Source organism: Rhodobacter sp. NSM (genome assembly GCF_052244495.1).
In the GTDB taxonomy this organism is placed as follows: Bacteria; Pseudomonadota; Alphaproteobacteria; order Rhodobacterales; family Rhodobacteraceae; genus Cereibacter_A.
Genome location: NZ_JBQPXH010000001.1, coordinates 858,858 through 882,786, shown reverse-complemented (window position 1 = coordinate 882,786; position 23,929 = coordinate 858,858). Strand labels below are relative to the sequence as shown.

The 23,929-nt window shown below is 68.4% G+C and carries 18 protein-coding genes and 2 tRNA genes; 10 read left to right on the top strand and 10 right to left on the bottom strand.

Going from position 1 to position 23,929, the window contains the following annotated elements; all coding sequences use genetic code 11:
• The first annotated feature begins 101 nt into the window (after nt 1-101).
• On the top strand, nt 102-647 hold the full coding sequence (locus ACTVZP_RS04170) for a shikimate kinase (protein WP_443210899.1): 546 nt from the start codon (nt 102-104) through the stop codon (nt 645-647).
• Nucleotides 644-1,756 (top strand): 3-dehydroquinate synthase, encoded by a 1,113-nt coding sequence (gene aroB, locus ACTVZP_RS04165; protein WP_443210826.1) that lies wholly within the window; start codon nt 644-646, stop codon nt 1,754-1,756. Before ACTVZP_RS04170 ends, aroB begins: the two co-directional genes overlap by 4 nt.
• Before the next feature lie 475 nt (nt 1,757-2,231).
• Here aroB and ACTVZP_RS04160 read toward each other — a convergent pair.
• A tRNA-Gln gene (locus tag ACTVZP_RS04160) sits at nt 2,232-2,306 on the bottom strand.
• 87 nt (nt 2,307-2,393) lie between these two features.
• A tRNA-Gln gene (locus tag ACTVZP_RS04155) sits at nt 2,394-2,468 on the bottom strand.
• A 97-nt stretch (nt 2,469-2,565) separates the two neighbouring features.
• Between ACTVZP_RS04155 and ACTVZP_RS04150 the strand changes: the two genes are divergently transcribed.
• Nucleotides 2,566-3,744 (top strand): NAD(P)/FAD-dependent oxidoreductase, encoded by a 1,179-nt coding sequence (locus ACTVZP_RS04150; protein ID WP_443210825.1) that lies wholly within the window; start codon nt 2,566-2,568, stop codon nt 3,742-3,744.
• A 125-nt stretch (nt 3,745-3,869) separates the two neighbouring features.
• Nucleotides 3,870-4,580, top strand: a complete 711-nt coding sequence (gene rpe, locus ACTVZP_RS04145; protein ID WP_443210824.1) for a ribulose-phosphate 3-epimerase — start codon at nt 3,870-3,872, stop codon at nt 4,578-4,580.
• 107 nt (nt 4,581-4,687) lie between these two features.
• On the opposite strand, the gene ACTVZP_RS04140 is transcribed toward rpe, so the two are convergent.
• The 3 genes from ACTVZP_RS04140 to rpsB all read right to left on the bottom strand — a co-directional run bounded on the left by ACTVZP_RS04140 (nt 4,688) and on the right by rpsB (nt 7,760).
• Entirely contained in the window at nt 4,688-5,872 is a 1,185-nt protein-coding gene (locus tag ACTVZP_RS04140) for an NAD(P)/FAD-dependent oxidoreductase (protein ID WP_443210823.1), read from the bottom strand.
• Nucleotides 5,873-6,020: 148 nt separating this feature from the next.
• The gene (gene tsf / locus ACTVZP_RS04135; RefSeq protein ID WP_443210822.1) at nt 6,021-6,917 is read right to left on the bottom strand and encodes a translation elongation factor Ts; all 897 of its coding nucleotides are present in this window, start codon (nt 6,915-6,917) and stop codon (nt 6,021-6,023) included.
• Nucleotides 6,918-6,998: 81 nt separating this feature from the next.
• Nucleotides 6,999-7,760: a 30S ribosomal protein S2 gene (gene rpsB, locus ACTVZP_RS04130; protein ID WP_443210821.1), complete on the bottom strand. Its 762-nt coding sequence runs from the start codon at nt 7,758-7,760 to the stop codon at nt 6,999-7,001.
• 227 nt (nt 7,761-7,987) lie between these two features.
• Here rpsB and ACTVZP_RS04125 point away from each other — a divergent pair, with 227 nt between their 5' ends.
• Together ACTVZP_RS04125 and ACTVZP_RS04120 are read left to right on the top strand one after the other, a co-directional pair.
• The gene (locus ACTVZP_RS04125; RefSeq protein WP_443210820.1) at nt 7,988-8,875 is read left to right on the top strand and encodes a PfkB family carbohydrate kinase; all 888 of its coding nucleotides are present in this window, start codon (nt 7,988-7,990) and stop codon (nt 8,873-8,875) included.
• On the top strand, nt 8,872-9,783 hold the full coding sequence (locus ACTVZP_RS04120) for a pseudouridine-5'-phosphate glycosidase (RefSeq protein ID WP_443210819.1): 912 nt from the start codon (nt 8,872-8,874) through the stop codon (nt 9,781-9,783). The genes ACTVZP_RS04125 and ACTVZP_RS04120 overlap by 4 nt, the downstream gene beginning before the upstream one ends.
• Before the next feature lie 122 nt (nt 9,784-9,905).
• Here ACTVZP_RS04120 and ACTVZP_RS04115 read toward each other — a convergent pair whose 3' ends face one another.
• Entirely contained in the window at nt 9,906-10,679 is a 774-nt protein-coding gene (locus ACTVZP_RS04115) for a 3-hydroxybutyrate dehydrogenase (RefSeq protein ID WP_443210818.1), read from the bottom strand.
• Between the two features lie 296 nt (nt 10,680-10,975).
• On the opposite strand from ACTVZP_RS04115, the gene ACTVZP_RS04110 reads away from it, so the two are divergent.
• Together ACTVZP_RS04110 and ACTVZP_RS04105 are read left to right on the top strand one after the other, a co-directional pair.
• A complete protein-coding gene (locus tag ACTVZP_RS04110; RefSeq protein WP_443210817.1) occupies nt 10,976-12,790 on the top strand; it encodes an extracellular solute-binding protein in 1,815 nt (604 codons plus the stop codon).
• A gap of 16 nt (nt 12,791-12,806) precedes the next feature.
• Nucleotides 12,807-12,938 carry an entericidin gene (locus tag ACTVZP_RS04105; protein ID WP_443210816.1) on the top strand — a complete coding sequence of 44 codons (132 nt, stop codon included), beginning with the start codon at nt 12,807-12,809 and terminating at the stop codon, nt 12,936-12,938.
• A 209-nt stretch (nt 12,939-13,147) separates the two neighbouring features.
• Here the strand turns inward: ACTVZP_RS04105 and ACTVZP_RS04100 are convergent, their stop codons facing one another.
• The 3 genes from ACTVZP_RS04100 to ACTVZP_RS04090 are packed head-to-tail and all read right to left on the bottom strand — an operon-like array spanning nt 13,148 to nt 18,229.
• Nucleotides 13,148-16,414: an efflux RND transporter permease subunit gene (locus ACTVZP_RS04100; RefSeq protein ID WP_443210815.1), complete on the bottom strand. Its 3,267-nt coding sequence runs from the start codon at nt 16,412-16,414 to the stop codon at nt 13,148-13,150.
• A gap of 10 nt (nt 16,415-16,424) precedes the next feature.
• Nucleotides 16,425-17,600, bottom strand: coding sequence for an efflux RND transporter periplasmic adaptor subunit (locus ACTVZP_RS04095; RefSeq protein ID WP_443210814.1), 1,176 nt, complete (start codon nt 17,598-17,600; stop codon nt 16,425-16,427).
• 14 nt (nt 17,601-17,614) lie between these two features.
• Nucleotides 17,615-18,229, bottom strand: coding sequence for a TetR/AcrR family transcriptional regulator (locus tag ACTVZP_RS04090; protein ID WP_443210813.1), 615 nt, complete (start codon nt 18,227-18,229; stop codon nt 17,615-17,617).
• A 227-nt stretch (nt 18,230-18,456) separates the two neighbouring features.
• Between ACTVZP_RS04090 and ACTVZP_RS04085 the strand changes: the two genes are divergently transcribed.
• Together ACTVZP_RS04085 and ACTVZP_RS04080 are read left to right on the top strand one after the other, a co-directional pair.
• Entirely contained in the window at nt 18,457-19,101 is a 645-nt protein-coding gene (locus ACTVZP_RS04085; protein WP_443210812.1) for a DsbA family oxidoreductase, read from the top strand.
• Entirely contained in the window at nt 19,098-20,315 is a 1,218-nt protein-coding gene (locus tag ACTVZP_RS04080) for a multidrug effflux MFS transporter (protein WP_443210811.1), read from the top strand. The genes ACTVZP_RS04085 and ACTVZP_RS04080 overlap by 4 nt, the downstream gene beginning before the upstream one ends.
• A 46-nt stretch (nt 20,316-20,361) precedes the next feature.
• Here ACTVZP_RS04080 and mfd read toward each other — a convergent pair whose 3' ends face one another.
• Complete coding sequence (gene mfd / locus ACTVZP_RS04075; RefSeq protein WP_443210810.1) at nt 20,362-23,859, bottom strand: transcription-repair coupling factor; 3,498 nt, start codon at nt 23,857-23,859, stop codon at nt 20,362-20,364.
• Nucleotides 23,860-23,929: the final 70 nt, after the last annotated feature.

Sequence of the window (23,929 nt, the reverse complement as noted above, 5' to 3'; positions counted from 1 at the left end):
GAATATATATGGCTTTTCAGCCGACTTCACGCCATTCAGGCAACAAAGTTGGGGTTCGGGGCGGAAGTGCGCCATCGGGGGAACATGGGGACGGCCGGTAACTGATGGCGAGGCTCAAGAAAACGGTGGTGATGGTGGGCATGATGGGCGCGGGCAAGACCGCCGTCGGCACCGCCCTCGCACGGTCGCTGGCGGTGCCCTTTCTCGATTCGGATGAAGAGATCGAGCGCGCCGCCGACCGGACCATCGCCGAGATCTTCGCCCGCGACGGAGAACCCTTCTTCCGCGAGAAGGAGAGCCAGGTCCTGTCGCGCCTGCTGCACGGCGACCCTTGCGTGCTCTCGACCGGGGGCGGCGCCTTCATGTCCGAGGCGAACCGCCGCATGATCCGCGACCAGGGCGTTTCTGTTTGGCTCAAGGCCGATCTCGACACGCTCTGGCAACGGGTCCGGCACAAGACCACGCGGCCGCTGCTGCGAACGCCCAACCCGCGCGAGACGCTGCGCGCGCTTCTCGAAGCGCGCGATCCGGTCTATGCGCTGGCCGACCTCGCGGTCGCGAGTGGCGACGGCTCGGTGGAAAACATGGCGTTGCGAGTGCGCGATGCGCTGGCGACGCGGCCGGATGTGCTGGAGACGGACGAATGACGATCGACACGGTGCGGGTGGAACTGGGCGAGCGCGCCTATGACGTGCGGATCGGGCCGGGCCTGATCGAGCGGGCAGGGGCCGAGATCGCGCCTCTCCTGCATCGGCCGAGGGTGGCGATCCTGACCGACGAGACGGTGGCCAGGCTGCATCTCGAGCCGTTCCGCGCCGCACTGGCCGAAGCCGGAATCGCCTCTTCCGCGCTTGCCCTCCCGTCGGGCGAGGCCACCAAGGGCTGGCCGCAGTTCTCGCGCGCGGTGGAGTGGCTCCTGGAGGAGAAGGTCGAGCGTCGCGACGTGGTGGTGGCGCTTGGCGGTGGCGTGATCGGCGACCTTGCAGGATTTGCGGCGGCGGTCCTGCGGCGGGGCGTGCGCTTCGTGCAGGTGCCGACGACGCTTCTGGCGCAGGTCGACAGTTCGGTCGGCGGCAAGACCGGGATCAACACGGCGCAAGGCAAGAACCTCGTGGGGGCCTTTCATCAGCCCTCGCTGGTTCTGGCGGACATCGGCGTGCTCGAGACGCTGCCGGCGCGGGATTTCCTCGCAGGCTATGGCGAAGTGGTGAAATACGGGCTGCTTGGCGACGCGGACTTCTATCAGTGGCTGGAGGATGCCGGCCCCCTGCTTTCTGCGGATCCGGTGGCCCGGCAACGGGCCGTGCGACGCTCGGTCGAGATGAAGGCCGAGATCGTTGCCCGCGACGAGACGGAAGAGGGCGATCGCGCGCTCCTGAACCTCGGGCACACCTTCTGTCATGCCCTCGAGAAGGCTACGGGATATTCCGACCGGCTTCTCCATGGCGAGGGCGTGGCCATCGGCTGCGCGCTGGCCTTCGAACTCAGTCAGCGGCTCGGACTCTGCTCGCAGGAGGCGCCGAGCCGCCTGCGCGCGCATCTTCGCACCATGGGGATGAAGGTCGATCTGCGCGACATCCCGGGCGACCTGCCCGATGCGGCCGGTCTCCTGCGGCTGATGGGGCAGGACAAGAAGGTCGTCGACGGGCGGCTGCGCTTCATCCTGGCCCGCGGGATCGGAGAGGCATTCGTGGCCGAGGACGTGCCGGGAGACGCTGTCAGTGCGGTGCTTGAAGAAGCGCTCGCAACCCGCTGACCCATAGGGCACTTCGGGAAGAGCGCTCCTCCATCTTCGGCTTCAGAGGGTGCAGCCGGTCGGCAGTGGCGAATACCAGAACTCGAGCATCGGCTTTGGCATGACCATCGCGAGGGCCTCGTAGGTCAGACGCGGAACTGGGAACATGGGACTTCTCCTTCCTGGCCTGCAGGGAAAGCGGGCCTGATGTGCGGAAGAAACGCGCAGACCGCGGTATTGTTCAACAAGACCTTCGGAGGAGGCGGCCGCGGCACGCGGCCGGCTTGGTGTCGGATCGGGGCGCCCCCGGCCTTCGGGCCCGTGGCGACGACACCGGAGAGAGCATCGGCGGTGCCTTCCCAGCCTGCTCTCAGCGGGGCAAAAGCGGTCGGTCGGGCCTGATCCGAGACCTGGCGCAGGCCGGCATGCGGGAAGGATCGCCGCGATCAGCAGCAGGCTAAAGAGTGAACCGGGGGTTGTCGTAGAAAGGGAGATCTGGCTGGGGCGGCTGGATTCGAACCAACGAATGGCGGTACCAAAAACCGCTGCCTTACCACTTGGCGACGCCCCAGCGATGCGGCTGCTTCTAGCAAAGGCTGCCCTGTGCCGCAAGGACAACCGCCCCCGCAGGCCGGCGGTGACGCCGTTGCGGGAAGGATGGCTGGGGCGGCTGGATTCGAACCAACGAATGGCGGTACCAAAAACCGCTGCCTTACCACTTGGCGACGCCCCAACTGCGGCGCTGTTTAGCGAAGCGTTGAAACCTCCGCAAGAGCCCCCGAGCAGATTTCTTCCGTTGCCGCGGGCATGTCCGCAAGCTATGGACCCGTATGGAAAAAACCGACGTCGTGATCCTCGGGGCAGGGGCCGCGGGCATGTTCTGCGCCATCGAGGCCGGGCGGCGCGGCCGGCGGGTGGTCGTCATCGACCGGGCCGCGGCGCCGGGCGAGAAGATCCGCATCTCGGGCGGGGGCCGCTGCAACTTCACCAACCTCGGGATCGCCCCGGAGCGGTTCCTCTCGCAAAATCCGCGCTTCGCGCTTTCCGCGCTCAAACGTTTCACACAGTGGGATTTCATCGCGCGCCTCGACGCCGAGGGTATCGCCTGGCACGAGAAGACGCTGGGCCAGCTCTTCTGCGACGGCTCCGCCAGGCAGGTGGTGGACATGCTCGTGCGCCAGATGCGCGAGGCCGGGGTGGAGTTGCGGCTCGGGGTCGAGCCGGGCGATGTCACGCGGGTCGCGGACGGCTTCGAGGTGGCGACCTCGCGCGGAGCGTTGCGCGCAGCCTCGGTCGTGGTGGCCACCGGCGGCAAGTCGATCCCGAAGATGGGCGCGACGGGCTACGGCTATCGCCTGGCCGAGAGCTTCGGCCTGCGGGTCGTCGAGACGCGGCCGGGCCTCGTGCCGCTCACCTTCGCGACGCAGGAACTCGAGAGGCTGAAGGACCTCGCCGGGGTTTCCGTGCCGGCGCGGGTGACGGCCGGCGGGGCCAGCTTCGACGATGCGCTGCTCTTCACCCATCGCGGTCTGTCCGGCCCGGCAATCCTGCAGGCGAGTTCCTACTGGCGCGAGGGGATGCCGCTTGTCGTGACACTCGCGCCCGGTGCCGATCCGGCCGGGCTGCTGCGTGCCGCCCGACGCGAGCAACCCCGCAGCGCGACCCGCACGATCCTTGCGCGGCATCTGCCGGAAAGGCTCGCGCGGTACGTCGAGGCAGTGGCGGGGATCGAGGGGCCGATCGGCGCTCAGTCGAATGCCGCCCTCGATCGGCTGGCGGCGCTGCTGCGCTCATGGGAGCTGCGGCCGGTAGGCACCGAGGGCTACCGCACGGCGGAGGTCACGTTGGGTGGTGTCGGCACCGACTGTCTCGACGCGCGGACGCTTGAAGTGAAGACCGTCCCGGGGCTGCATTTCGTGGGCGAGGTGGTCGATGTCACCGGCTGGCTCGGCGGCTACAACTTCCAGTGGGCCTGGTCCTCGGGATGGGCCGCCGGGCAGGTCGTGTAATCCGGCGAGGCCTCAATGATTATCCGATAATCGGTATTATGTAATAAACGAGATGAGACTTAAGGCCGCCTTGAAGGCGGCTGCCACTCTGGGATAAGCGGAAGCCGTCCCCAAGGAGCGTTGCCATGTCCTTTGATCGCCGTATCAAGATCGCCCCCTCGATCCTCTCCGCCGATTTCGCCAATTTCGGTGCCGAGTGCCGTGCCATCGAGGCGCAGGGCTGCGACTGGGTGCATGTCGATGTCATGGACGGGCATTTCGTGCCGAACCTGACCTTCGGCCCGGCCATGTGCGCTGCCATCCGTCCGCATATCAAAGGTGTCATGGACGTGCACCTGATGATCGCGCCGGTCGATCCCTACATCGACGCCTTCGCGAGCGCCGGTGCCGATGTCATCACCGCCCATCTCGAAGCCGGCCCGCACATCCACCGCACGCTGCAGGCGATCCGCGGCACGGGCCGCAAGGCGGGCCTCGCGCTCAACCCCGGCACCGGCCTCGATGCGGTCTCGCATCTCCTCGACCTGATCGACCTCGTCTGCATCATGACGGTCAACCCCGGCTTCGGCGGGCAGAAGTTCATCGCGAGCCAGGTGGACAAGGTCCGCGACCTGCGGGCGATGATCGGCGACCGGCCGATCCACATCGAGATCGACGGCGGCGTGACGCCCGAGACCGCACCGCTGGTGGCAGCCGCGGGCGCTGACGTGCTCGTCGCCGGATCGGCTGTGTTCAAGGGCGGTTCGGTCGAGAACCCCGAGCCCTATGGCGCGAATATCCGGGCAATCCGCACGGCAGCCGAGAATGCGCTCGGGCAGCAGTTCGCGGCCAAGTAGGTCCCGCCGCGCGATCTGCTCGGGAAAGAGACTGGCGCCTGCGGGCGCCATTTTCTCTTGTGGCGTGTGAGGATCCGCGTCCAATCGTCTATAGTGACAACGAAATCTCAGACCACGGCGCGCTCGAGGAACGGACGTCCTGCCAGCACGCGCTCGACGCCAAGATCCGACAGGTCGATGCTCCGCCACCCGCCTGTCAGCAGGTGTTCGGCAATGCCGCGCCCCACGGCAGGCGCCTGCTGCAGCCCGTGCCCCGAGAACCCGTTCATGAGGTAGAGGTTGGGAAGATCCGGATGCGGTCCGAGGATCGCATTCTGGTCAAGCCGGTTGTAGGCGTAATGTCCGACCCAGTGCCGAACCACCTTCACCGCGTCGAAGCCGGGTGCGCGGGCATGGAGTTGCTCCCAGATCACGTCTTCGAAGAGATGGAGGTCGGGCTCGAAATCCTCGGGATCGCAGGGTCCGTCCACGTCGGGCACCGTGGCCGTGATCCACTGGCTGCCGCGCTCGGGGCGGAGGTAGAAGCCTCGGTCGACCAGCAGCGGCGCCTCGGGATGGCGTGCGTTCGGCGCGTCGATCACGAAGACGGTGCGCTTGCGCGGCTCGACCGGCAGGTCTAGGCCCGCCATCCGCAGCACCTCCGCCGCCCGCGTCCCGGCCGCATTGACCGCGGCCCCACATGCGATGGTCTCTCCCGAGGCGAGGCGGATGCCACGCACCCTGCCCTGCGCAAGTTCGAGTCCCACGACGGTATCGCGCAGGAACTGCACACCCTGCAGCTTCGCTGCGGCCCGCAAGCCATTGAGAAGCCCCATGTTGTCGAACCAGCCCTCGTCGCGCGGCCCGAAGGAGCCTGCCGCGAGATCCGAGGTTTCGAGCCAGGGGAATCGGGCGGCGAGCTGGGCGGGCTGCAGGATCTCGGTTGCGGCACCGAGGCTCCGCTGCATGGCGGCTACGTCGGTCAGGATGGCAGCGCCCTCGGCCGTCGAGGCGAGGAAGAGATACCCGTTCCCCGTGAAGCCCAGCGAGTCGATGCCCACGTCCTGGCCCAGGCTCTCGCGGAAATCGCGGATGAAGCCGATGCCGAAACGCGAGATCGCCACATTGACCGGCGTGGTGAACTGCATCCGGATGGATGCCACGGAAAGCGCCGTCGAGGCGCGGGCGAAGCTCGTGTCGCGCTCGATCACCACGACGCGCAGGTCCGGCTGCATCCGTGTCAGCCAGTAGGCTGCCGAGGCGCCCATGACCGCCCCGCCGATCACCACCACATCCGCCGTACGCCCGCTCATGCCCTGCCCCGCTGCTGCTTGCCGCGAGGCTAGATCAGCACCCGGGCGCCCGCCAGAGCCCACGCGCAGCGGTGCCGTTCAGCGCGGTGCCAAGAAAAACGGCGCGATCCCTGAGGATCGCGCCGCTCTGTCTGCAAGGAGAAAAGGATCAGCCCGCGAGGGTCTTGGCGACCTCGGCCGCGAAATCCTCTTTCTCCTTCTCGATGCCCTCGCCGACGGCCATGCGCACGAAGCCCACCACCTCGACACCGGCCTGCTTCGCGGCTTCCGCCACGGTCACGTCCGGGTTGATGACGAACTTCTGGCCGAGCAGCGTGTTTTCTTCGAGGAACTTCTTCATCCGGCCCGGGATGATGTTGTTCTCGATCACCTGCGCCGGTTTCGGCTTGGCCGAGGCCGCGTTCTCTTCCAGAGCCTTCTGGGTCTGGACGGTGCGCTCGCGCTCGACCACTGCCGGGTCGAGATCGGCTTCCGACAGGGCCATCGGGTTGGTCGCCGCGATATGCATGGCGATCTGCTTGGCGATGCCGGCGTCAGAGCCCTTCACGGCCACGAGGACGCCGATCTTGCCGAGACCCTCGGCCGCGGCGTTGTGCACATAGGCCGCAACCGTGTCGCCCGAGATCTTCGCCATCCGGCGCAGCGTCATGTTCTCGCCGATGACCGCGATGGTTTCCTGCAGCGTGGTCTCGACGGTCTTGCCGCCCATGTCGGCCGCCTTCAGCGCCTCGACGTCGTCCACGGTCAGCGCGGCCTTGGTGAAGCCCATGACCATGCCCTGGAAGTCGGCGTTCTTGGCCACGAAGTCGGTTTCCGAGTTCACCTCGACCGCAACGCCCGTGCCGCCGTCGACGAAGACGCCGACGAGGCCCTCGGCCGCGGTGCGGCCGGCCTTCTTCGCCGCTTTCGCAAGACCCTTCGTGCGCAGCCAGTCAACCGCGGCTTCCATGTCGCCGTCGGTCTCGGTCAGCGCCTTCTTGGCGTCCATCATGCCTGCGCCGGTCGACTCGCGCAGTTCCTTCACCATCTGGGCGGTGATTGCCATTGCGGCTCTCCTCACTGAATGTCCAAGGACCGGGCGGGGAGTTACCCCCGTCCGGTAACGGGATTGCGACGCCTGGCCCGATCAGGCCTCGAGCGTCTCTTCCTCAGGGGCCGCGTCGAGCGCGCCGAGGTCGATGCCGGCCGCACCCATCTGGGCGCTCATGCCGTCGAGCGCCGCGCGCGAGACGAGGTCGCAATAGAGCGCGATGGCACGGGCCGCGTCGTCATTGCCCGGGATGATGTAGTCCACGCCCTTGGGCGAGTTGTTGGTGTCGACCACGGCCACGACCGGGATGCCCAGCTTCTGCGCTTCGGCGATGGCGAGGTCTTCCTTGCCCACGTCGATGATGAAGATCAGGTCCGGGGTGCCGCCCATCTCGCGGATGCCGCCGAGCGAGGCCTGCAGCTTCTGCTGCTCGCGCTCCATGTTCAGCCGCTCTTTCTTGGTCAGGCCCTCGGCGCCGTGGGCGAGCAGCTCGTCCAGGTTCTTCAGGCGCTGGATCGACTGCGAGACGGTCTTCCAGTTGGTGAGCGTGCCGCCCAGCCAGCGGTGGTTCATGTAGTGCTGGGCGCATTTCTCGGCGGCTTCGGCGATCGGCTTCTGGGCCTGGCGCTTGGTGCCGACGAAGAGGATGCGGCCGCCCTTGGCGACGGTGTCGCGCACGACCTTGAGCGCCTGGTCCAGCATCGGGACGGTCTGGGTCAGGTCGACGATGTGGATGCCGTTGCGGTCGCCGTAGATGAACTCCGCCATCTTCGGGTTCCAGCGAGCGGTCTGGTGGCCGTAGTGAACGCCAGCTTCAAGCAGCTGACGCATGGAAAACTCGGGGAGCGCCATGTCCATGTCCTTTCCGGTTTGCGCCTCGGCGAAGCCATGTAGAGGGTGTTCCCCCAACCGGTGGACCAACGGGGATGTCTCCCCCGAAAGCCCGGGCTTCGCCTGTGAAGTGGGCGCGCTTTATCCCTCCCACGGTGCGATTGCAACCCCTCGCGTGGCCCTTCGCCACAGGATGCGGCCCTGGCCCGCGCCGGGCGCTTGCCCGCGGGCGCAGGACGGGGCATCAAGCCTGCATGAGCGTGCCCGCGATCCTCTGCATCGGATCGGTCCATTGGGACCTGATCGGCCATACCGCCGAGGCGCTGCCCCTGGGCGCGGACGTGCCGGGGGCCGTGTCGCGAATGCCGGGGGGCGTGGCCTTCAACATCGCCGGGGCCCTCGCGCGCGAGGGCCTGCCGGTGGCGCTGCTTGCATCGCTCGGCACGGATGCCGAGGGCGAGGGCCTCGCGCGCGCCTGCGCCTCTCTGGGCATCGACACGCGCTTCCTCCATCGCGGCGCGGGCACCGACCTTTATCTTGCGCTCGAGTCGCAGGGTGCGCTCGTCGGCGCCGTGGCCGACGCCCGCGCGCTCGAGGAGGCCGGAGAGGCCGTCATCGCCCCGCTCCATGACGGACGGATCGGGTCGGCCTCCCTGCCCTACGGCGGAACCGTCGTTCTGGACGCGAACCTTCCCGAAGCGGTGCTCGCCGGGCTGGTGGGCGCCTTGCCGCTCTCGCGGGCCTCGCTCCGGCTCGCCCCGGCCAGTCCCGCCAAGGCGCCGCGACTCCGGCCGCTTATCGCCCGACCCGACGCCGTCCTGCATCTCAACCGCGCCGAGGCCGAGGCCATCTGCGCGACCCCGCTTCCCACGTCGCTGGCCGCCGCCGAGGCGCTTCTCGCCGCCGGAACCCGCCGCGTCATCGTCACGGACGGCGCGCTTCCGGCAACCGACGGCTGCGCTGCCCGGGGCCTCCTGCAGGCCTGTCCTCCCACGGTCCCGCGCCGCCGGGCCACCGGAGCAGGCGATGTCTTCCTCGCCGCCCATCTTGCCGCCGAGCTGCGCGGCGCGGGCCGTGAAGCCGCCCTCGCCGCGGCCCTCGCCGCCGCCGCCGCCCTTGTCTCAGGAGACGACACCCCATGACCGCACCACTCGCCCTCCATCCCGATGTCACCGAGGCGCTGGCGGCGGGTCGCCCCGTCGTCGCGCTGGAATCGACGATCATCACCCACGGCATGCCCTATCCGCAGAATGTCGAGACCGCGCGAGAGGTCGAGGCCGAGGTCCGGGCCGCCGGCGCCGTCCCCGCCACGATCGCCGTGATGGATGGCCGGATCCGGGTGGGCCTCAGCGATGCCGAACTCGAGCGGCTGGCGCTCGCCGAGGAGGTGATGAAGCTGTCGCGCGCCGATCTGGCGGTCTGCCTCGCCCGCGGCGCCTTCGGTTCGACCACGGTCGCGGCCACCATGATCGCCGCACGCCTCGCGGGGATCGGGGTCTTTGCCACCGGCGGGATCGGCGGTGTCCACCGCGGCGCCGAGCGAAGCTTCGACGTCTCTGCCGACCTGCAGGAACTGGCGCAGACCGCCGTCACCGTCGTCTCGGCCGGGGCCAAGGCGATCCTCGACCTGCCCAAGACCTTCGAGGTGCTGGAGACGCTGGGGGTTCCGGTGATCGCCGTGGGCCAGGACGAGATTCCCGCCTTCTGGTCGCGCCACTCGGGCCTGCGCGCGCCGGTCCGGCTCGACACGGCCGAAGAGATCGCGGCCTCCCATCTGATGCGTGCACGGCTCGGGATCCCCGGTGGACAGCTCGTCGTCAATCCGATCCCCTCCGAGACCGAGATCCCGCTGGACGAGATCGGGGCCATCGTCGAGCGCGCCATCGCCACAGCCGAGGCACAGGGAGTGTCGGCGAAGGCGGTGACGCCCTTCCTGCTCGACCTGATCTTCGACCTCACGGACGGCCGCTCGCTCGCGGCGAACCGAGCGCTCGTCCTGTCGAACGCCCGCCTCGCCGCGGCCATCGCCGTGGCTCTCGCGAGGGGCTGAGGACGCGCCCCTGCTTCATTCTCGCACAAATATCCGCGGGGGTCCGGGGGCAGCCGCCCCCGGCCTCGGCCGGTCCCGGAGCGGTCGAGGGAGCCGCCGCCCCCTCCCCGCCGCGTCCGGCCTCAGAGCGCCGTCCAGCCTCCATCGACCGAGATCGTCGTACCCGTGATCTGGTCGGCCGCGCCGGAGCAGAGGAAGACGACCGTCCCGCCGATCTGGGCGGTGGTGGCGAACTGGCGCGAAGGCTGCCGGTCGAGCATGACCTCGCGGATCACCGTCTCGCGGTCCATGTCATGGGCCTTCATCTGGTCGGGGATCTGCGCCTCGACCAGCGGCGTCAGCACATAGCCGGGGCAGATCGCGTTGCAGGTGATACCCTTGCCCGCGGTTTCGAGCGCGGTGACCTTGGTGAAGCCCACCACCCCGTGCTTGGCCGCCACATAGGCCGACTTGAAGGGGCTTGCCGTCAGGCCATGCGCCGAGGCGATGTTGACGATGCGGCCCCACCCCTTCCCGCGCATCCCCGGCAGGGCTGCGGCCGTGGTGTGGAAGGCGGACGACAGGTTGATGGCGAGGATGGCGTTCCACTTCTCGATCGGAAATTCCTCGATCGCCGCGACGTGCTGGATGCCCGCATTGTTCACCAGGATGTCGCAGCCGCCCGCCTTCTCGATCAGAGCGCGGCAGTCGTCGCCCTTCGACATGTCGGCGGCGATGTAGCGGCAGGTCACGCCGTGCTCGCGGCCGATCTTCTCGGCCAGCGCATGATCCTCGTCGCGATCGGTGAAGGAGTTGATGACGACCTCCGCCCCCGCGCGGGCCAGTTCCTCGGCGCAGCCGAGCCCGATGCCCGAGTTGGAGCCGGTGACGATGGCCCTCTTGCCGTTCAGATCCATGATCTTGCCTCGCGTCGTTTCCACTGCGGATACAACTAGCCCCACGTCGCCACGATGGCGAGACACCATCGGGCGCCCGCAGGCGCGTGTCATTCACGAAGCGCGAAAAAAAAAACGCCGGCGCGAAGCCGGCGTTAAGTCGTTGAGGCAGGTTTCATACAGGCAAGAAACCTATCGAGCAGTGAGATACTTATACGACCTTCTCCGCCGCTGGCCAAGGTAAAAGTTTGAAAAGGTTACCGCCCGCCGTTAAATCTGGCGGCCCGCCTGTCGGCCACCGAGGAGCTGTTGCCCGAATGAGACTCGAACTGCGGTCGTGCCTGTGTGCCTTGGTGTTTGCGTTGGGCGCAGTGGCCTTGGTCCAACCTGTCTCGGCCGAGCCTGCGCACGGCATAGCTATGTATGGAGAGCCTGCACTCCCACCGGATTTTGTGTCTCTGCCATATGCCAATCCCGATGCGCCCAAGGGTGGCCGGATCGTGCTGGGCGAGACGGGCGGATTCGATTCGTTGAACCCCTACATCGTGAAGGGCCGCGCGCCCTACACGCTTGCCCCCCTGACGGTCGAGACGCTCATGGGCCGGTCGATCGACGAGCCCTTCAGCCTCTACGGCCTTCTTGCCGAATCGGTAGAAACCGACCCCGCGCGGACCTGGGTGGAATTCACCCTGCGCGAGGAGGCCCGATTCTCCGACGGCTCTCCGGTGACGGTTGAGGACGTTCTGTGGTCCTTCGAGGAACTCGGGACGAAGGGCATGCCGCGCTACTGGATCGCCTGGCAGAAGATCGCCTCGGCCGAGCAGACGGGCCCCCGCTCCGTCCGCTTCACCTTCACCGGGCAGGATCGCGAACTGCCGCTGGTGCTGGGCCTGCGCCCGATCCTGAAGAAGGCACAATGGGAGGGACGCGACTTCGCCTCCTCCGGCTTTGAGGCGCCCGTCGGGTCCGGTCCCTACATCCTCGAGAGCTACGAGCCCGGCCGTTCGCTCCACTATCGCCGAAACCCCGACTGGTGGGGACGCGACCTGCCGTTCAACCGCGGCCAGCACAATTTCGACGAGGTGATCGTCGAGTACTTTGGCGATGCGGGCGTCGCCTTCGAAGCGTTCAAGTCCGGCGCGCTCAGCGTCTTCCGCGAGACCAACCCCGCGAAATGGCTTACCAACTACGACTTTCCTGCGGCTCGCGCCGGCGAGGTTGTCAAGTCCGAGATCCCGCATGGCCGTCCTTCCGGGATGGAGGGACTGGTGATGAATGCGCGCCGGCCGCTCTTTGCGGACTGGCGCGTGCGCGACGCGCTCATCCAGGCCTTCAACTTCGAGCTGGTCAACCGCACCCTGACGGGGGGAACCGAGCCGCGCATCCCCTCCTACTTTGCCAACTCCGCACTTGGCATGGCGGTGGGCGAGCCTGCCGAAGGCCGCGTCCGCGCTCTGCTCGAGCCTTTCGCCAGCCAGCTGCTGCCGGGCACTCTCGACGGCTATGCCCTGCCCGTGTCGGACGGGTCCGAAGCCAACCGGCCGGCGCTGCGCAAGGCCGCGCGGCTGCTGGCCGAGGCCGGCTACGATGTCCAGGCCGGGGTGCTGCGCGGGCCCGACGGCCGGCCAGTCGACTTCGAGATCCTGCTGCCGCAGGGAGCCGATACGATGATCGCGGCCGCCAACATCTACGCGCAGTCGCTCGCGCGGCTGGGCATCGCGGTTCGCATCGCCACCGTCGATCCCGCGCAGTACAAGCAGCGCGTCGACAGCCAGCAATTCGACATGACCAGCTTCCTGCGCTCGCTCACGCTCTCTCCCGGCAACGAGCAGCTTCTCTACTGGTCCGCGGCAGGCAAGGACGAGCCGGGATCCCGGAACCTGATGGGGATCGAGAGCCCGGCTGCCGAGGCGCTGATCCGGCACATGCTCTCCACCGACGATCCCGAGGACTTCACGGCCTCCGTGCGGGCCTTGGACCGCGTCCTGACGGCCGGTAGATATGTCATTCCGATGTGGTATTCTCAGGTCTCGCGGCTGGCGCATGACAGGCACCTGCGCTATCCGGCGAACACGCCCGTCTACGGCGACTGGCCGGGGTTCCTTCCGGACGTCTGGTGGGCAGAGGATTGAGAGCGAGCAGAAGAACATGAAGAAGCTGGTTGTTCTGGCGGCCCTCGCGGCCGCCCTGCAGGGGTGCAACACGGTGGCAGGCGTCGGGCAGGACATCACGGGCGGTGCCAATCGCGTCGGCAACTGGGTGATGGGACCCGGCTACTGATCGGGCAACTCCGCCGCCGCTGAGGCCGCAACCTCCGGGGAGGGGCGGCCTTCTGGGGCGTGCCGACACCTTTGCCGTAATGCGCGCCGTGGGATGCCTGTCGCGTTGCCCGCTGCGGACACTTCCGCGACCGCGCACCCGTCGCCGGCCGCTGCGGCCGACTTGACGGAGCATGACCGCAGCCGATCCTCGGCTGCGGCCACTTGCCGTTACTGCGCCACGTAGATCCGCGGCTGACCCTTCTCGAGTTCCGCGACCCGTGCCTTCAACGCCTCGATGTCCGTTTCACGGGCTGCAAGGCCGGCGGCCAGTTCCTCTGCCGTAGGCGGGGCGGGCTCCTCGTCCCGCGGGCCGGCGAAGCGGCCGAAAATCCGCGCGATGAGCCGCGAGAGATCGTCCATGATGAGGAAGAAGGACGGCACGATCACGAGGCTCAAGACCGTCGAGACGATGATCCCCCCGATCACGGCCGTGGCCATGGGCGCGCGGAACGGCCCGCCCTCGCCCACGCCGAGCGCCGAGGGCAGCATGCCCGCCGACATGGCGATCGAGGTCATCACGATGGGCCGGGCGCGCTTGTGGCCGGCCTCCATGATGGCCGAGAAGCGGTCCATTCCCCGCGCCCGCATCTCGACCGCGAAATCCACCAGCAGGATCGCGTTCTTGGTCACGATCCCCATCAGCATCAGGATGCCGATCAGGACCGGCATGGACAGCGCCGACCCGGTGAGGATCAGCGCCGCCGCCACACCGCCGATGGCCAGCGGCAGCGACAGCAGGATCGTGAAGGGCTGCAGGACCGAGCGGAAGAGCAGGATCAGCACGGTCAGCACCAGCATGAGCCCGAGGATCATGGCATTGCCGAAGCTCGTGGTCATTTCCTGCTGCACCTCGGCGTCGCCTGCCTCCTGGATGCGGACGGTGGGTGGCAGCTCGGTGCCCTCGGTGATCTCCTTGAAGCGCGCCGAGGCCGTGCCGAGCGCCACGCCCACGGGCAGGTTCGCCCCGATGGTCGCGCGCCGCTCGCGGTTCAGCCGGTCCACGACGCTCGGTCCCTCGGCGATGCGGATGTCCGCCACCGCCGAGAGCGGCACCTGCGCGCCCGCGGCCGTGGTGACCTTCAGCGCCGAGATCCGGGCAAGATCGCCCCGCGCCGCAGTCGCCAGCTGCACCCGCACCGGGATCTGCCGGTCGTCGATCGAGAGCTTGGCAAGCGCCGCATCCACGTCGCCGATGGTGGCCACCCGCACGATCTCGGCGATCTGCGCCGTCGTCACGCCGAGCCGCGCCGCCTCCTCGGCCCGCGGCGTGATCTGCAGCTCGGGCCGCGGCAGCGCGCCCTCGGAGGCCACATCGGCCAGCAGCGGATCGCCGCGCAGCGCCATCTCGAGCCGCGCCACCGCAGTGTTGAGGTCGGCCTCGTTCGAGGACAGGATCGAGAAGCTGAGGTCGCGCTCGCCGCGATCGTTCAGCTTGAACGCGCGGGCATCGGGCACGGCGGCGAGCAGCCCGAAGATCTCGGCCTCGATCTCGTTCTGCGGCCTTACCCGGCCCTCCGGCTCCAACTGCGGGATGAAGGGGCCGATCAGCGGCAGCCGACCGGCCAGCGTCACGACACGATAGCTGAGCCGGTGGTCGAGCTTCTCGAGCAGCACCGTCACCGCGGCGCGGCGGATGTCGCGCTCGCCCGTGGGCGAGGCGCCGCCCAGCACGAAGACGTTCTCGACACCTTCGACATCCTCGATCAGGTCCACCATCGCTCGCGTCGTCCGGTCGGTCTCGTCGAGCGAACTGCCGGGGGAAAGTTCGACGCTGAGAGGGATACGGCTCACGTCCTCGGGCGGGATGAAGCTGCCCGGAATGCGCAGCATGAAGAACATGGACAGCGCGAAGACCCCGATGGCCGCAAGCAGCGTGAGATAGCGCATCCGCAGCGTCTGCTTCACCAGCGCGAGGTAGCCCCGCATGATGAAGCCGTCGCGGTGCGCCTTCTCGTCGGCATCCTTCGAGCGCATGAGATAGGCCGCCATCATCGGCGTGATGAGCCGCGCCACCATCAGCGAGAAGAGCACGGAGATCGCGACCGTCAGGCCGAACTGCTCGAAATACTGCCCCGGAATCCCCGGCATGAACGAGACCGGCACGAAGACCGCGACGATGGTGAGCGAGGTCGCGATCACCGCCATGCCGATCTCGTCGGCCGCGTCGATGGCCGCACGGTAGGGCGACTTGCCCATGCGGATGTGTCGCGCGATGTTCTCGATCTCGACGATGGCATCGTCCACGAGGATGCCCGTGGCCAGCGTGATGGCAAGGAAGCTCACCAGGTTCAGCGAGAAGCCGAGGAGGTCCATCACCCAGAAAGTCGGCACCGCCGACAGGGGCAGCGCCAGCGCCGCGATGAAGGTCGCGCGCCAGTTCTTGAGGAAGGCCAGCACCACGAGCGTGGCGAGCAGCGCGCCTTCGAGAAGCGTATGCAGCGCCGCCTCGTAGTTGCCGTAGGTGTAGAAGACGGTGTCGTCCACGAGTTCGGCGCGCACTTCGGGATGGGCCGCGGCCAGTTCGGCCAGTTCGGCGTTCACCGTTTCGGCCACCGAGACCTCGCTCGCTCCCTTGGCGCGGAAGACGGCAAAGGTCACCACCGGGTCGCCGTTGAAGCGCGAGAAGGACCGCAGCTCCTCGTAGCTGTCCACCACCTCGCCCAGATCCGACAGCCGGACGTGCCGGCCCGAGGGCAGCGCGATGGTGGTGGCGGCAAGGCCTTCTACGGTCGCGGCATCGCCGAGGACGCGGATGGCCTGCTCGCCCTGCCCCAGCTCTGCCCGTCCCGACCCGAGGTTCGCGTTCGTCGCGCGGATCTGTGCGTTCACCTGCGGCGCGGTGATGCCGAAACTGTCGAGCTTCACCGGGTCGAGCTCGATCCGGATCTCGCGCTCGGCGCCGCCGTAGCGGTCGACGCGCCCGATGCCGGGCTTGCCCTGCAGGGCCCGCGTGATCGTGTCGTCCACGAACCAGGACAGCTCCTCGATCGTCATGTTTGGCGAGGAGACGGCGAAGGTCATGATCGCCTGACCCTCGACGTCGATCCGGCTCACGATCGGGGCCTCGATGTCGCCCGGCAGGTCGCCGCGCACCTCGTCTATGGCATCCTTCGTGTCCTGCACGGCCTTGTCGGTCGGCACCTCCATGCGGAACTCGACCACCGTGGTCGAGCGGCCGTCCACCACCGTCGAGGTGATGTTCTTGACCCCCGTGATGCCCGCCACGGCATCCTCGATCTCCTTCGTGACCTGCGTCTCCATCTCGGCCGGGGCTGCGCCCGCCTGATCGACCGTCACCGCCACCAGCGGAACGTCGATGTTCGGAAAGCGGGTGATGGGCAGGGTGTTGAAGGCCTGCCAGCCCAGCACCATGAGGAGGACGAAGCCGAGGATCGGCGCGACCGGGTTGCGGATCGACCAGGCGGAGAAATTCATCGCGGGCGCCTCAGTTCACGGGTTCCGCCGGGACCGGATTGACCCGGTCGCCGGGACGGACGAAAGCGCCGGCCTTCGTCACCACCAGATCGTTCGAGAAGAGCCCCTCGACGATCTCCACCATGCCGCCGTCGCGGATGCCGGTCACGACCGGTGTGCGCTCGACCGTCCCGCCCTGCCGCACCCGCATGACCGTCGCGCCCTCCGCTCCACCGCTCACCGCCGTCACCGGCACGGCAAGGGCGTCGCGTTCCGCCACGAGGATCTCCGCCTCGGCGAACATGCCCGAGCGGACGGCCTCCATCCGGTCGATGGCAATCCGGGCGCGGCCGAGGCGGGTCGCCGTGTCGATCGTGGGCTCGACCAGCCGGACCGAGCCGGTGAGCGGTTCCGAGGCGCCGAGGGTCCGGATCAGCACCTTCTGCCCCGGCTTCAACTGCAGCAGATCCTGCTCGGCCACGTCGGCGAAGAGTTCGAGCTGGCCCTCCCGCAGGAGCGTGAACATCGGATCGCCGGTCGCCGAGGCGATGGCACCCACCTTGGCATTGCGCGAAACGATCTCGCCGGCGACCGGCGCCACAACCGACGTCCGTTCGAGCTGCAGTTCGACATTCGCAAGCTGTGCCTCGGCCAGCGCGACCTGCGCGCGGGCCGCCTCAAGCGTCTGGCGCGCGACCATCACGCGCGCATTGGCCGAGATGGACGAGGCCTGCGCGGTGTCGGCCGCCGCCTGCGAGGCCGCGCCCTGCTCGCGCAGCTGGGCCGTGCGCCGGCTCACCCGCTCGGCTTCGTCGGCCGAGGCCTTCGCCTCGAGCACCTGCGCCTCGGCCTGCGCGATGGTGGCCTTGGCCGATGCCAGCGATGCGGCGAACTGGCTCTTCTGCAAGTCGAGCGTCGAGGCCGACAGCCGGGCCAGGACCTGCCCCTCGGCCACCAGATCGCCCACGTCCGCCTCGAGCGTCTCGATGGGCTGGCCCTCGATCAGCGGCTGCACCTGCACGAGTTCGACCGCACCGATCAGGCCCGAGGCGATGACCCTGTCGCGCATCGCGCGCCGCACGACGGTGGAGACAGTGATCGCAGGCAGCGCCTGATCGCCGGCGGGCGGCTTCGGCGCGCTTTCCTGCGCAAGGGTGCCGAAGGGCAGCAGACCGGCAAGAAGGGCAATCGTCATCAAGCGCCGCATGGCAGACCTTTCGCTCAGGGCAGGCAGTTGGCTTCGCAGACCGTGACCTCGTCGAGGGTCGCGTCGATCGTGCGCAGCAGGAGGCTTTTCAGTTCATGCGCCCCGGCCCGCTTCTGCGGCCAGTCGAGCGCCCAGGCGCGCACGAGCATCACGAGGAAAGCGGCATGGGCCGCGAACCGGTGCTCGGCCTCGGCCGGGGAAAGTGCTGTCACGCGCGAGAAGATGCCGAGGAAAGCCGTCCGGATCTCCTGCTCCATCCGGTCGCAGATCGCGCAGATCTCGGGGTTCCTGTGCGCCATTGCCGTGATCTCGGCCCAGAGCGGCGCGTCCTCCTTGCAGAGCTTCACCTCGATCCGGTAGCGCAGGATCTCGCGCAGCCGGGACATCGGATCGGGCGACGACACGACCTCGGCGAAGTCGTGCTGCACGCTCTCGAGGTCGCGCCGGACGATCGCCTCGACGATGGCAGCCTTGGAGGGGAAGTAGCGGTAGAAGTTGCCGACGCTCATCCCCGCCGCCCGCGCGAGGTCCTGCATGGATGCACCGTCGAAGCCCTTCCCGGCGAAGGTGCCCCTGATCTGGTCGAGAATCTCGTCCCCGCGCGGCACGGGGGCTGAACTGTCGGGCATGGCCTCTTGCTGCTCCTGCCGGTGGACGAGGGTGGCCGAACGGCGGCGAATGAACGTTCATTCGCACATAGGCGGGTCATGGGGAAGTTCAAGTGTCCGTGAGCCTCCCCCGCTTGCATCGCCCCTTCCGCGGGCGTAGCAGGAAGCGGCCCTTCGCCGCAGGAGCCTCACCGGGCGTTCATGCCGGCCTCCCATCCCTGACGACCGACGATCACAAGGAGCGGCTCATGATCCGCCTCGACATTTTCTCGGATCCGATCTGCCCCTGGTGCTACATCGGCAAGGCGCTTCTGGATCGCGCGCTCGAGACCCGGCCCCAGCATCCCTTCGCCATCGAGTGGCATCCCTTCCAGCTCAATCCCGACATGCCGCCCGAGGGCATGGACCGGCGCAGCTACCTCGAGACCAAGTTCGGCGGCCGGCAGGCGGCGATCGAGGCCTATTCGCGCGTGCAGGCGGCAGCCGAGGCCGCCGGGCTCGAGATCGACTTCGCCGCTATCCGGCGCACGCCGAACACGCTCGACGCGCACCGCCTGATCCACTGGGCGGGGCTCGAGGGGCGGCAGACGGCCGTCGTCTCGGCCCTCTTCCGCGGCTACTTCCGCGAGGGACTGGACATCGGGGCGCCTGAGGTGCTGGCCGAGATCGCCGGACGTTGCGGCATGGATCGGGACCTGACGTTCAGGCTTCTCGGGTCGGACGCGGATCGCGAGGATCTGGCCGCGCGCGACGCGGATGCCCGCGCGAAGGGGGTGCGGGCGGTGCCCACCTTCCTCGTCGCCCGCCGACACGTGGTGCCGGGCGCGCAGCCGGTCGAGCTGTGGCAGCAGGTGACCGACGAACTCTCGGGACAGGAAGGACCGGACACATGACCTCGATCTCGGAAACGCCCGAGAGCGGCCGCCTCTCGCGGCCGGAGTTCGTCGGCATGATCGCGATGCTCTTCGCGACCGTCGCCTTCTCGATCGACTCGATGCTGCCCGCCCTGCCCCGGATCGCTGCCGAACTGAGCCCCGATGCGCCCAACCGCGCGCAGCTCATCCTCACGAGCTTCGTGCTGGGGATGGGGATCGGCACCTTCGTCGCCGGGCCGCTCTCGGACCGGTTCGGGCGCAAGCGGGTGATCGTGGGCGGCGCCGTGCTCTACTGCCTGGCGGCCCTCTGCGCCTGGGCCGCACCCACGCTCGAGCTGATGCTGGCGGCCCGCGTCGCGGGCGGGCTCGGGGCCTCGGCGCCCCGCGTCGTGGCGCTGGCGCTTGTCCGCGACCTCTACCGCGGACGCGAGATGGCGCGGATCATGAGCTTCGCCATGCTGATCTTCACTCTGGTGCCGGCCGTGGCGCCCCTGCTGGGGACGGTGGTCATCGACGCGCTCGGCTGGCGCGGCATCTTCCTGTCCTTCCTCGCCTTTTCCGCCGTCTCGATCCTGTGGCTCTCGATCCGCCAGCCCGAGACCCTGCCGCCGGAGGCGCGGCGCGACTTCTCGCTGAGCGGCCTTGCGACGGCATTCCGCGAGGTGATCTCGCACCGGGTGATCCTGACCGCCATCGGCGTGCAGACGCTGGTCTTCGGCGCGCTCTTCGGGACGCTCTCCTCGACGCAGCAGATCTTCGACATCACCTGGGACCGCGGCGAGAGCTTTCCGCTCTGGTTCGCCGTCATTGCGCTGATGGCCGGCACGGCGAGCCTCGTCAACGCGGCGCTCGTGATGCGGCTTGGGATGCGCTTCCTCGTCACCGTCGCGCTGGGGGTGCAGTTCCTGCTGTCGCTCGGCATGTGGGGCATCTCGGCCAACGACCTCTGGCCTGAGGCACTGGCCTTCCCGGCCTATGTGGCCTGGACGACGGGCGTGTTCTTTACCGCGGGCCTCACGCTGGGCAACCTCAACGCGCTCGCGATGGAGCCCGTGGGCCATATCGCGGGCATGGCGGCCTCGGTCATCGGGTCGATCGCGACGGTGCTTGCGGTCGGGTTGGCCGCGCCGCTCGGGCTGGCCTTCGACGGCACGCCGCTGCCGCTGATGCTGGGTGTGGCGACCTTCGCGGGGCTCGGATTCCTGCTGATCCGGTCGCTGCCGCGCGGCTGAAACACGCCGCGAAGCCGTTTCCTTCGAGGGGGTTGCGCGCGATGCCTCAGCCGGCGGGGCGCGCGACCTTACCCTGTGCCTTCTCGGGCCTCACGACCTTCTCGGCCAGGTCGCGTGCGATGGCGAAGCCGCCCTTGATCCGGTCGGCCTCGGTCTTCCAATCGCGCGCGAGCACGATCTTGTTGTCCTTGACCCGCGCCGTCTCGCCCTGCGCCTTGATGAAGTCCACGAGGCCGGCCGGATTGGCGAACTTGTCATTGTGGAACTGGACGGTCGCCCCCCTTGGCCCGGTCTCGAGCCGCGAGATGCCCGCGCGCTTGCACATGGCCTTGATGCGAACGACGAGCAGCAAGGTGTTGATCTCTTTCGGCAAGGGTCCGAACCGGTCGATCAGTTCGGCCGCGAAACCCTCCAGCTCGACCTTGGTCGAGAGCCCCGAGAGCCTGCGGTAGAGGCCGAGACGGACGTCGAGGTCCGGCACGTAATCCTCGGGGATCAGCACGGGCACGCCGAGATTGATCTGCGGCGCCCATTGCTCGTCCTGTTCGGTCAGTCCCTGCAATTCGCCGGACCGGATCTTCTGGATCGTCTCCTCCAGCATCTGCTGGTAAAGCTCGTAGCCCACCTCCTTGATATGGCCCGACTGTTCCTCGCCGAGCAGGTTCCCCGCGCCGCGCAGGTCGAGGTCGTGCGACGCCAGGTTGAAGCCCGCGCCGAGGCTGTCGAGGCTGGCGAGCAGCCGCAGCCGCTTGATCGCCTGCGGCGTGAGCGGCGCGCGCGGCTTGGTGGTGAGGAAGCAATAGGCCCGCGTCTTGGCGCGGCCCACCCGCCCCCGGATCTGGTAGAGCTGGCTGAGGCCGAACATGTCCGCGCGGTGGACGATCATCGTGTTCGCGGTCGGGATGTCGAGGCCTGATTCCACGATCGTCGTCGCAAGAAGCACGTCGAACTTGCCGTCGTAGAAGGCATTCATCCGCTCGTCGAGATCGCCCGCCGCGAGTTGGCCGTGGGCGACGACATAGCTCACCTCCGGCACATGGTCGCGCAGGAAGGCTTCCATGTCCGGCAGGTCCGCGACACGAGGGACGACGAAGAAGCTCTGCCCGCCGCGGTAGCGCTCGCGCAGGAGCGCCTCGCGGATCGTCACCGTGTCGAATTCCGAGACGTAGGTGCGGATCGCCAGCCGGTCCACCGGCGGCGTCGCGATGATCGAGAGATCCCGCACGCCGGTAAGCGACAGTTGCAGCGTCCGCGGAATGGGCGTTGCGGTCAGCGTCAGCACATGGACCTCGGAGCGCATCTCCTTCAGCCGTTCCTTGTGAGAGACGCCGAAATGCTGCTCTTCGTCGATGATGAGCAGGCCGAGGCTCTTCAGCTTCACGCCCTTGGCCAGGAGCGCGTGGGTGCCGATGCAGATGTCCACGGTGCCGTCGGCCAGACCCGCGCGCGTCTCGGCCGCCTGTTTGGCCGAGACGAAGCGCGACAGTTGACGCACCTTCATCGGAAAGCCGCGGAAGCGCTCGGAAAAGCTGCGGAAATGCTGCCGCGCGAGCAGCGTCGTCGGGCAGACAACGGCCACCTGCATCCCCGCCAGAGCCGCCACGAAGGCCGCGCGCATCGCGACTTCGGTCTTGCCGAAACCCACGTCGCCCACCACCAGCCGGTCCATCGGGCTGCCCGATTCGAGGTCCTTCACCACGTCGGCGATGGCGGAAAGCTGGTCGTCGGTCTCCTGATAGGGAAAGCGGGCCGCAAAGGCCTCCCACAGCGAATGCGGCGCCTCGAGGATCGGCGCATGCCGCAGGTGCCGCTCGGCCGCGATCCGCATCAGCCGCTCGGCGATTTCGCGGATACGCTCCTTGAGGCGCGCCTTCTTGGCCTGCCAGGCCCCGCCGCCCAGCTTGTCGAGCAGCCCCTCCTCGTGCCCGTAGCGGCTCAGAAGCTCGATGTTCTCGACCGGAAGGTAAAGCTTGGCCTCCTCGGCATAGACGAGGTGCAGGTAATCGTGCGGCGGCCCCGGCTTGTTCGAGGGCGGCTGCGGCACGCGCAGCGTCTCGAGGCCCATGTAGCGGCCCACGCCATGCTCGACATGGACGACGAGGTCGCCGGGCGTCAGCGTGTCGTGCTCGCGCAGGAAGTTCTCGGCCTTCCGGCGCTTCTTCGGCTTCGAGATCAGCCGGTCGCCCAGCACGTCCTGTTCCGAGATCACCGCGAGGCCCGGTGCGGTGAAGCCCTGCTCCAGCGCCCAGACCATCAGATGCGTGCCGCCGCGCCCTTCGGGCACGTCGCGGATGTCCTGGACGAGCTTCGTTCCCTGCAGGCCCGCCTCTTCGAGGAGGCCCTTCAGCCGCTCGCGCGCCCCTTCCGACCAGCTCGCGATCACCACCTGCCCGTCTTCGCGCAAACGTCGAACATGATCGACCAGCGCACCGAAAAGGCTGACGTTTTCGGCCTGGCGCTCGGGCGCGAAGCTGCGCCCCATCCGCCCGCCCGCATCGAGCACGCCGGGGCCGGGGCTCTGTGCCAGCGGCGAGAGCTGGATCACCCGATGACCCGCCGCGGCCGCGTCCCAGGCAGGCTCATCGAGATAGAGCAGTTCGGGCGCCGCGGGCTTGTAGACCGTGTCGAGCCGCCCCTTGGCGGTCATCGCCTCGCGCCGTGCATCATACTGGTCGGCGATCCCCTCCCAGCGCGAGATCCGCGCGGGTGTCACCTGATCGTCCAGCATCACGGCCGCATCGGGCAGATAGTCGAAGAGCGTCTCGAGCCGCTCGTGGAAGAAGGGCAGCCAGTGCTCCATCCCCTGATGCTTGCGGCCCGCGCTCACAGCCTCGTAGAGCGGATCGTCCGTGCCCGCCGCTCCGAATTCGATGCGGTAGTTCTGGCGGAACCGGGTGATCGCCCCCTCGTCCAGCATCACCTCGGACACCGGCGCCAGTTCCACGAGGTCGAGCTTCTCGACCGTGCGCTGCGTCTCGGGGTCGAAGCGGCGCGCCCCGTCCAGCACGTCGCCGAAGAAGTCGAGCCGCACCGGCCCCGCGACACCCGGCGGATAGATGTCGACGATGCCGCCGCGGATCGCGTAATCGCCGGGCTCGGTGACCGTGTCGGTCAGCGAGAAACCCATGCGGGACAGGTAGGTTCTCAGCCGTCCCTCATCCACGCGATCCCCCACCCGCGCCGAGAAGGAGGCTGCCCGCAGGATGTCGCGTGCCGGGATGCGCTGGGTCGCTGCGTTGAGCGTGGTCAGCAGGACGAACGGCCCCTGCAGTCCATGCGCGAGGGCCGCGAGCGTCGCCATCCGCCGCGCCGAGATCTCGGGGTTGGGCGAGACGCGGTCGTAGGGCAGGCAATCCCAGGCCGGAAGCTCCAGCACGACGGCCTGCGGCGCCATGACGGCCAGCGCGGTGCGCATCGCCTCGAGCCGCTTGTCATCGCGCGCGACGTGAATGACAGGGGCACCGCGGTCGAGCTCTTTCGCGACCAGCCGGGCATCGTAGCCCTCGGGCGCACCGCCGAGGAGGATCCGCGTTCCGTTCTGCATGAGGCTCACTTAACAGGGCGCGCCGCGGCGTCAACGGCCTCCGCACCGGCGGCGAAGACGCCCTCCATTG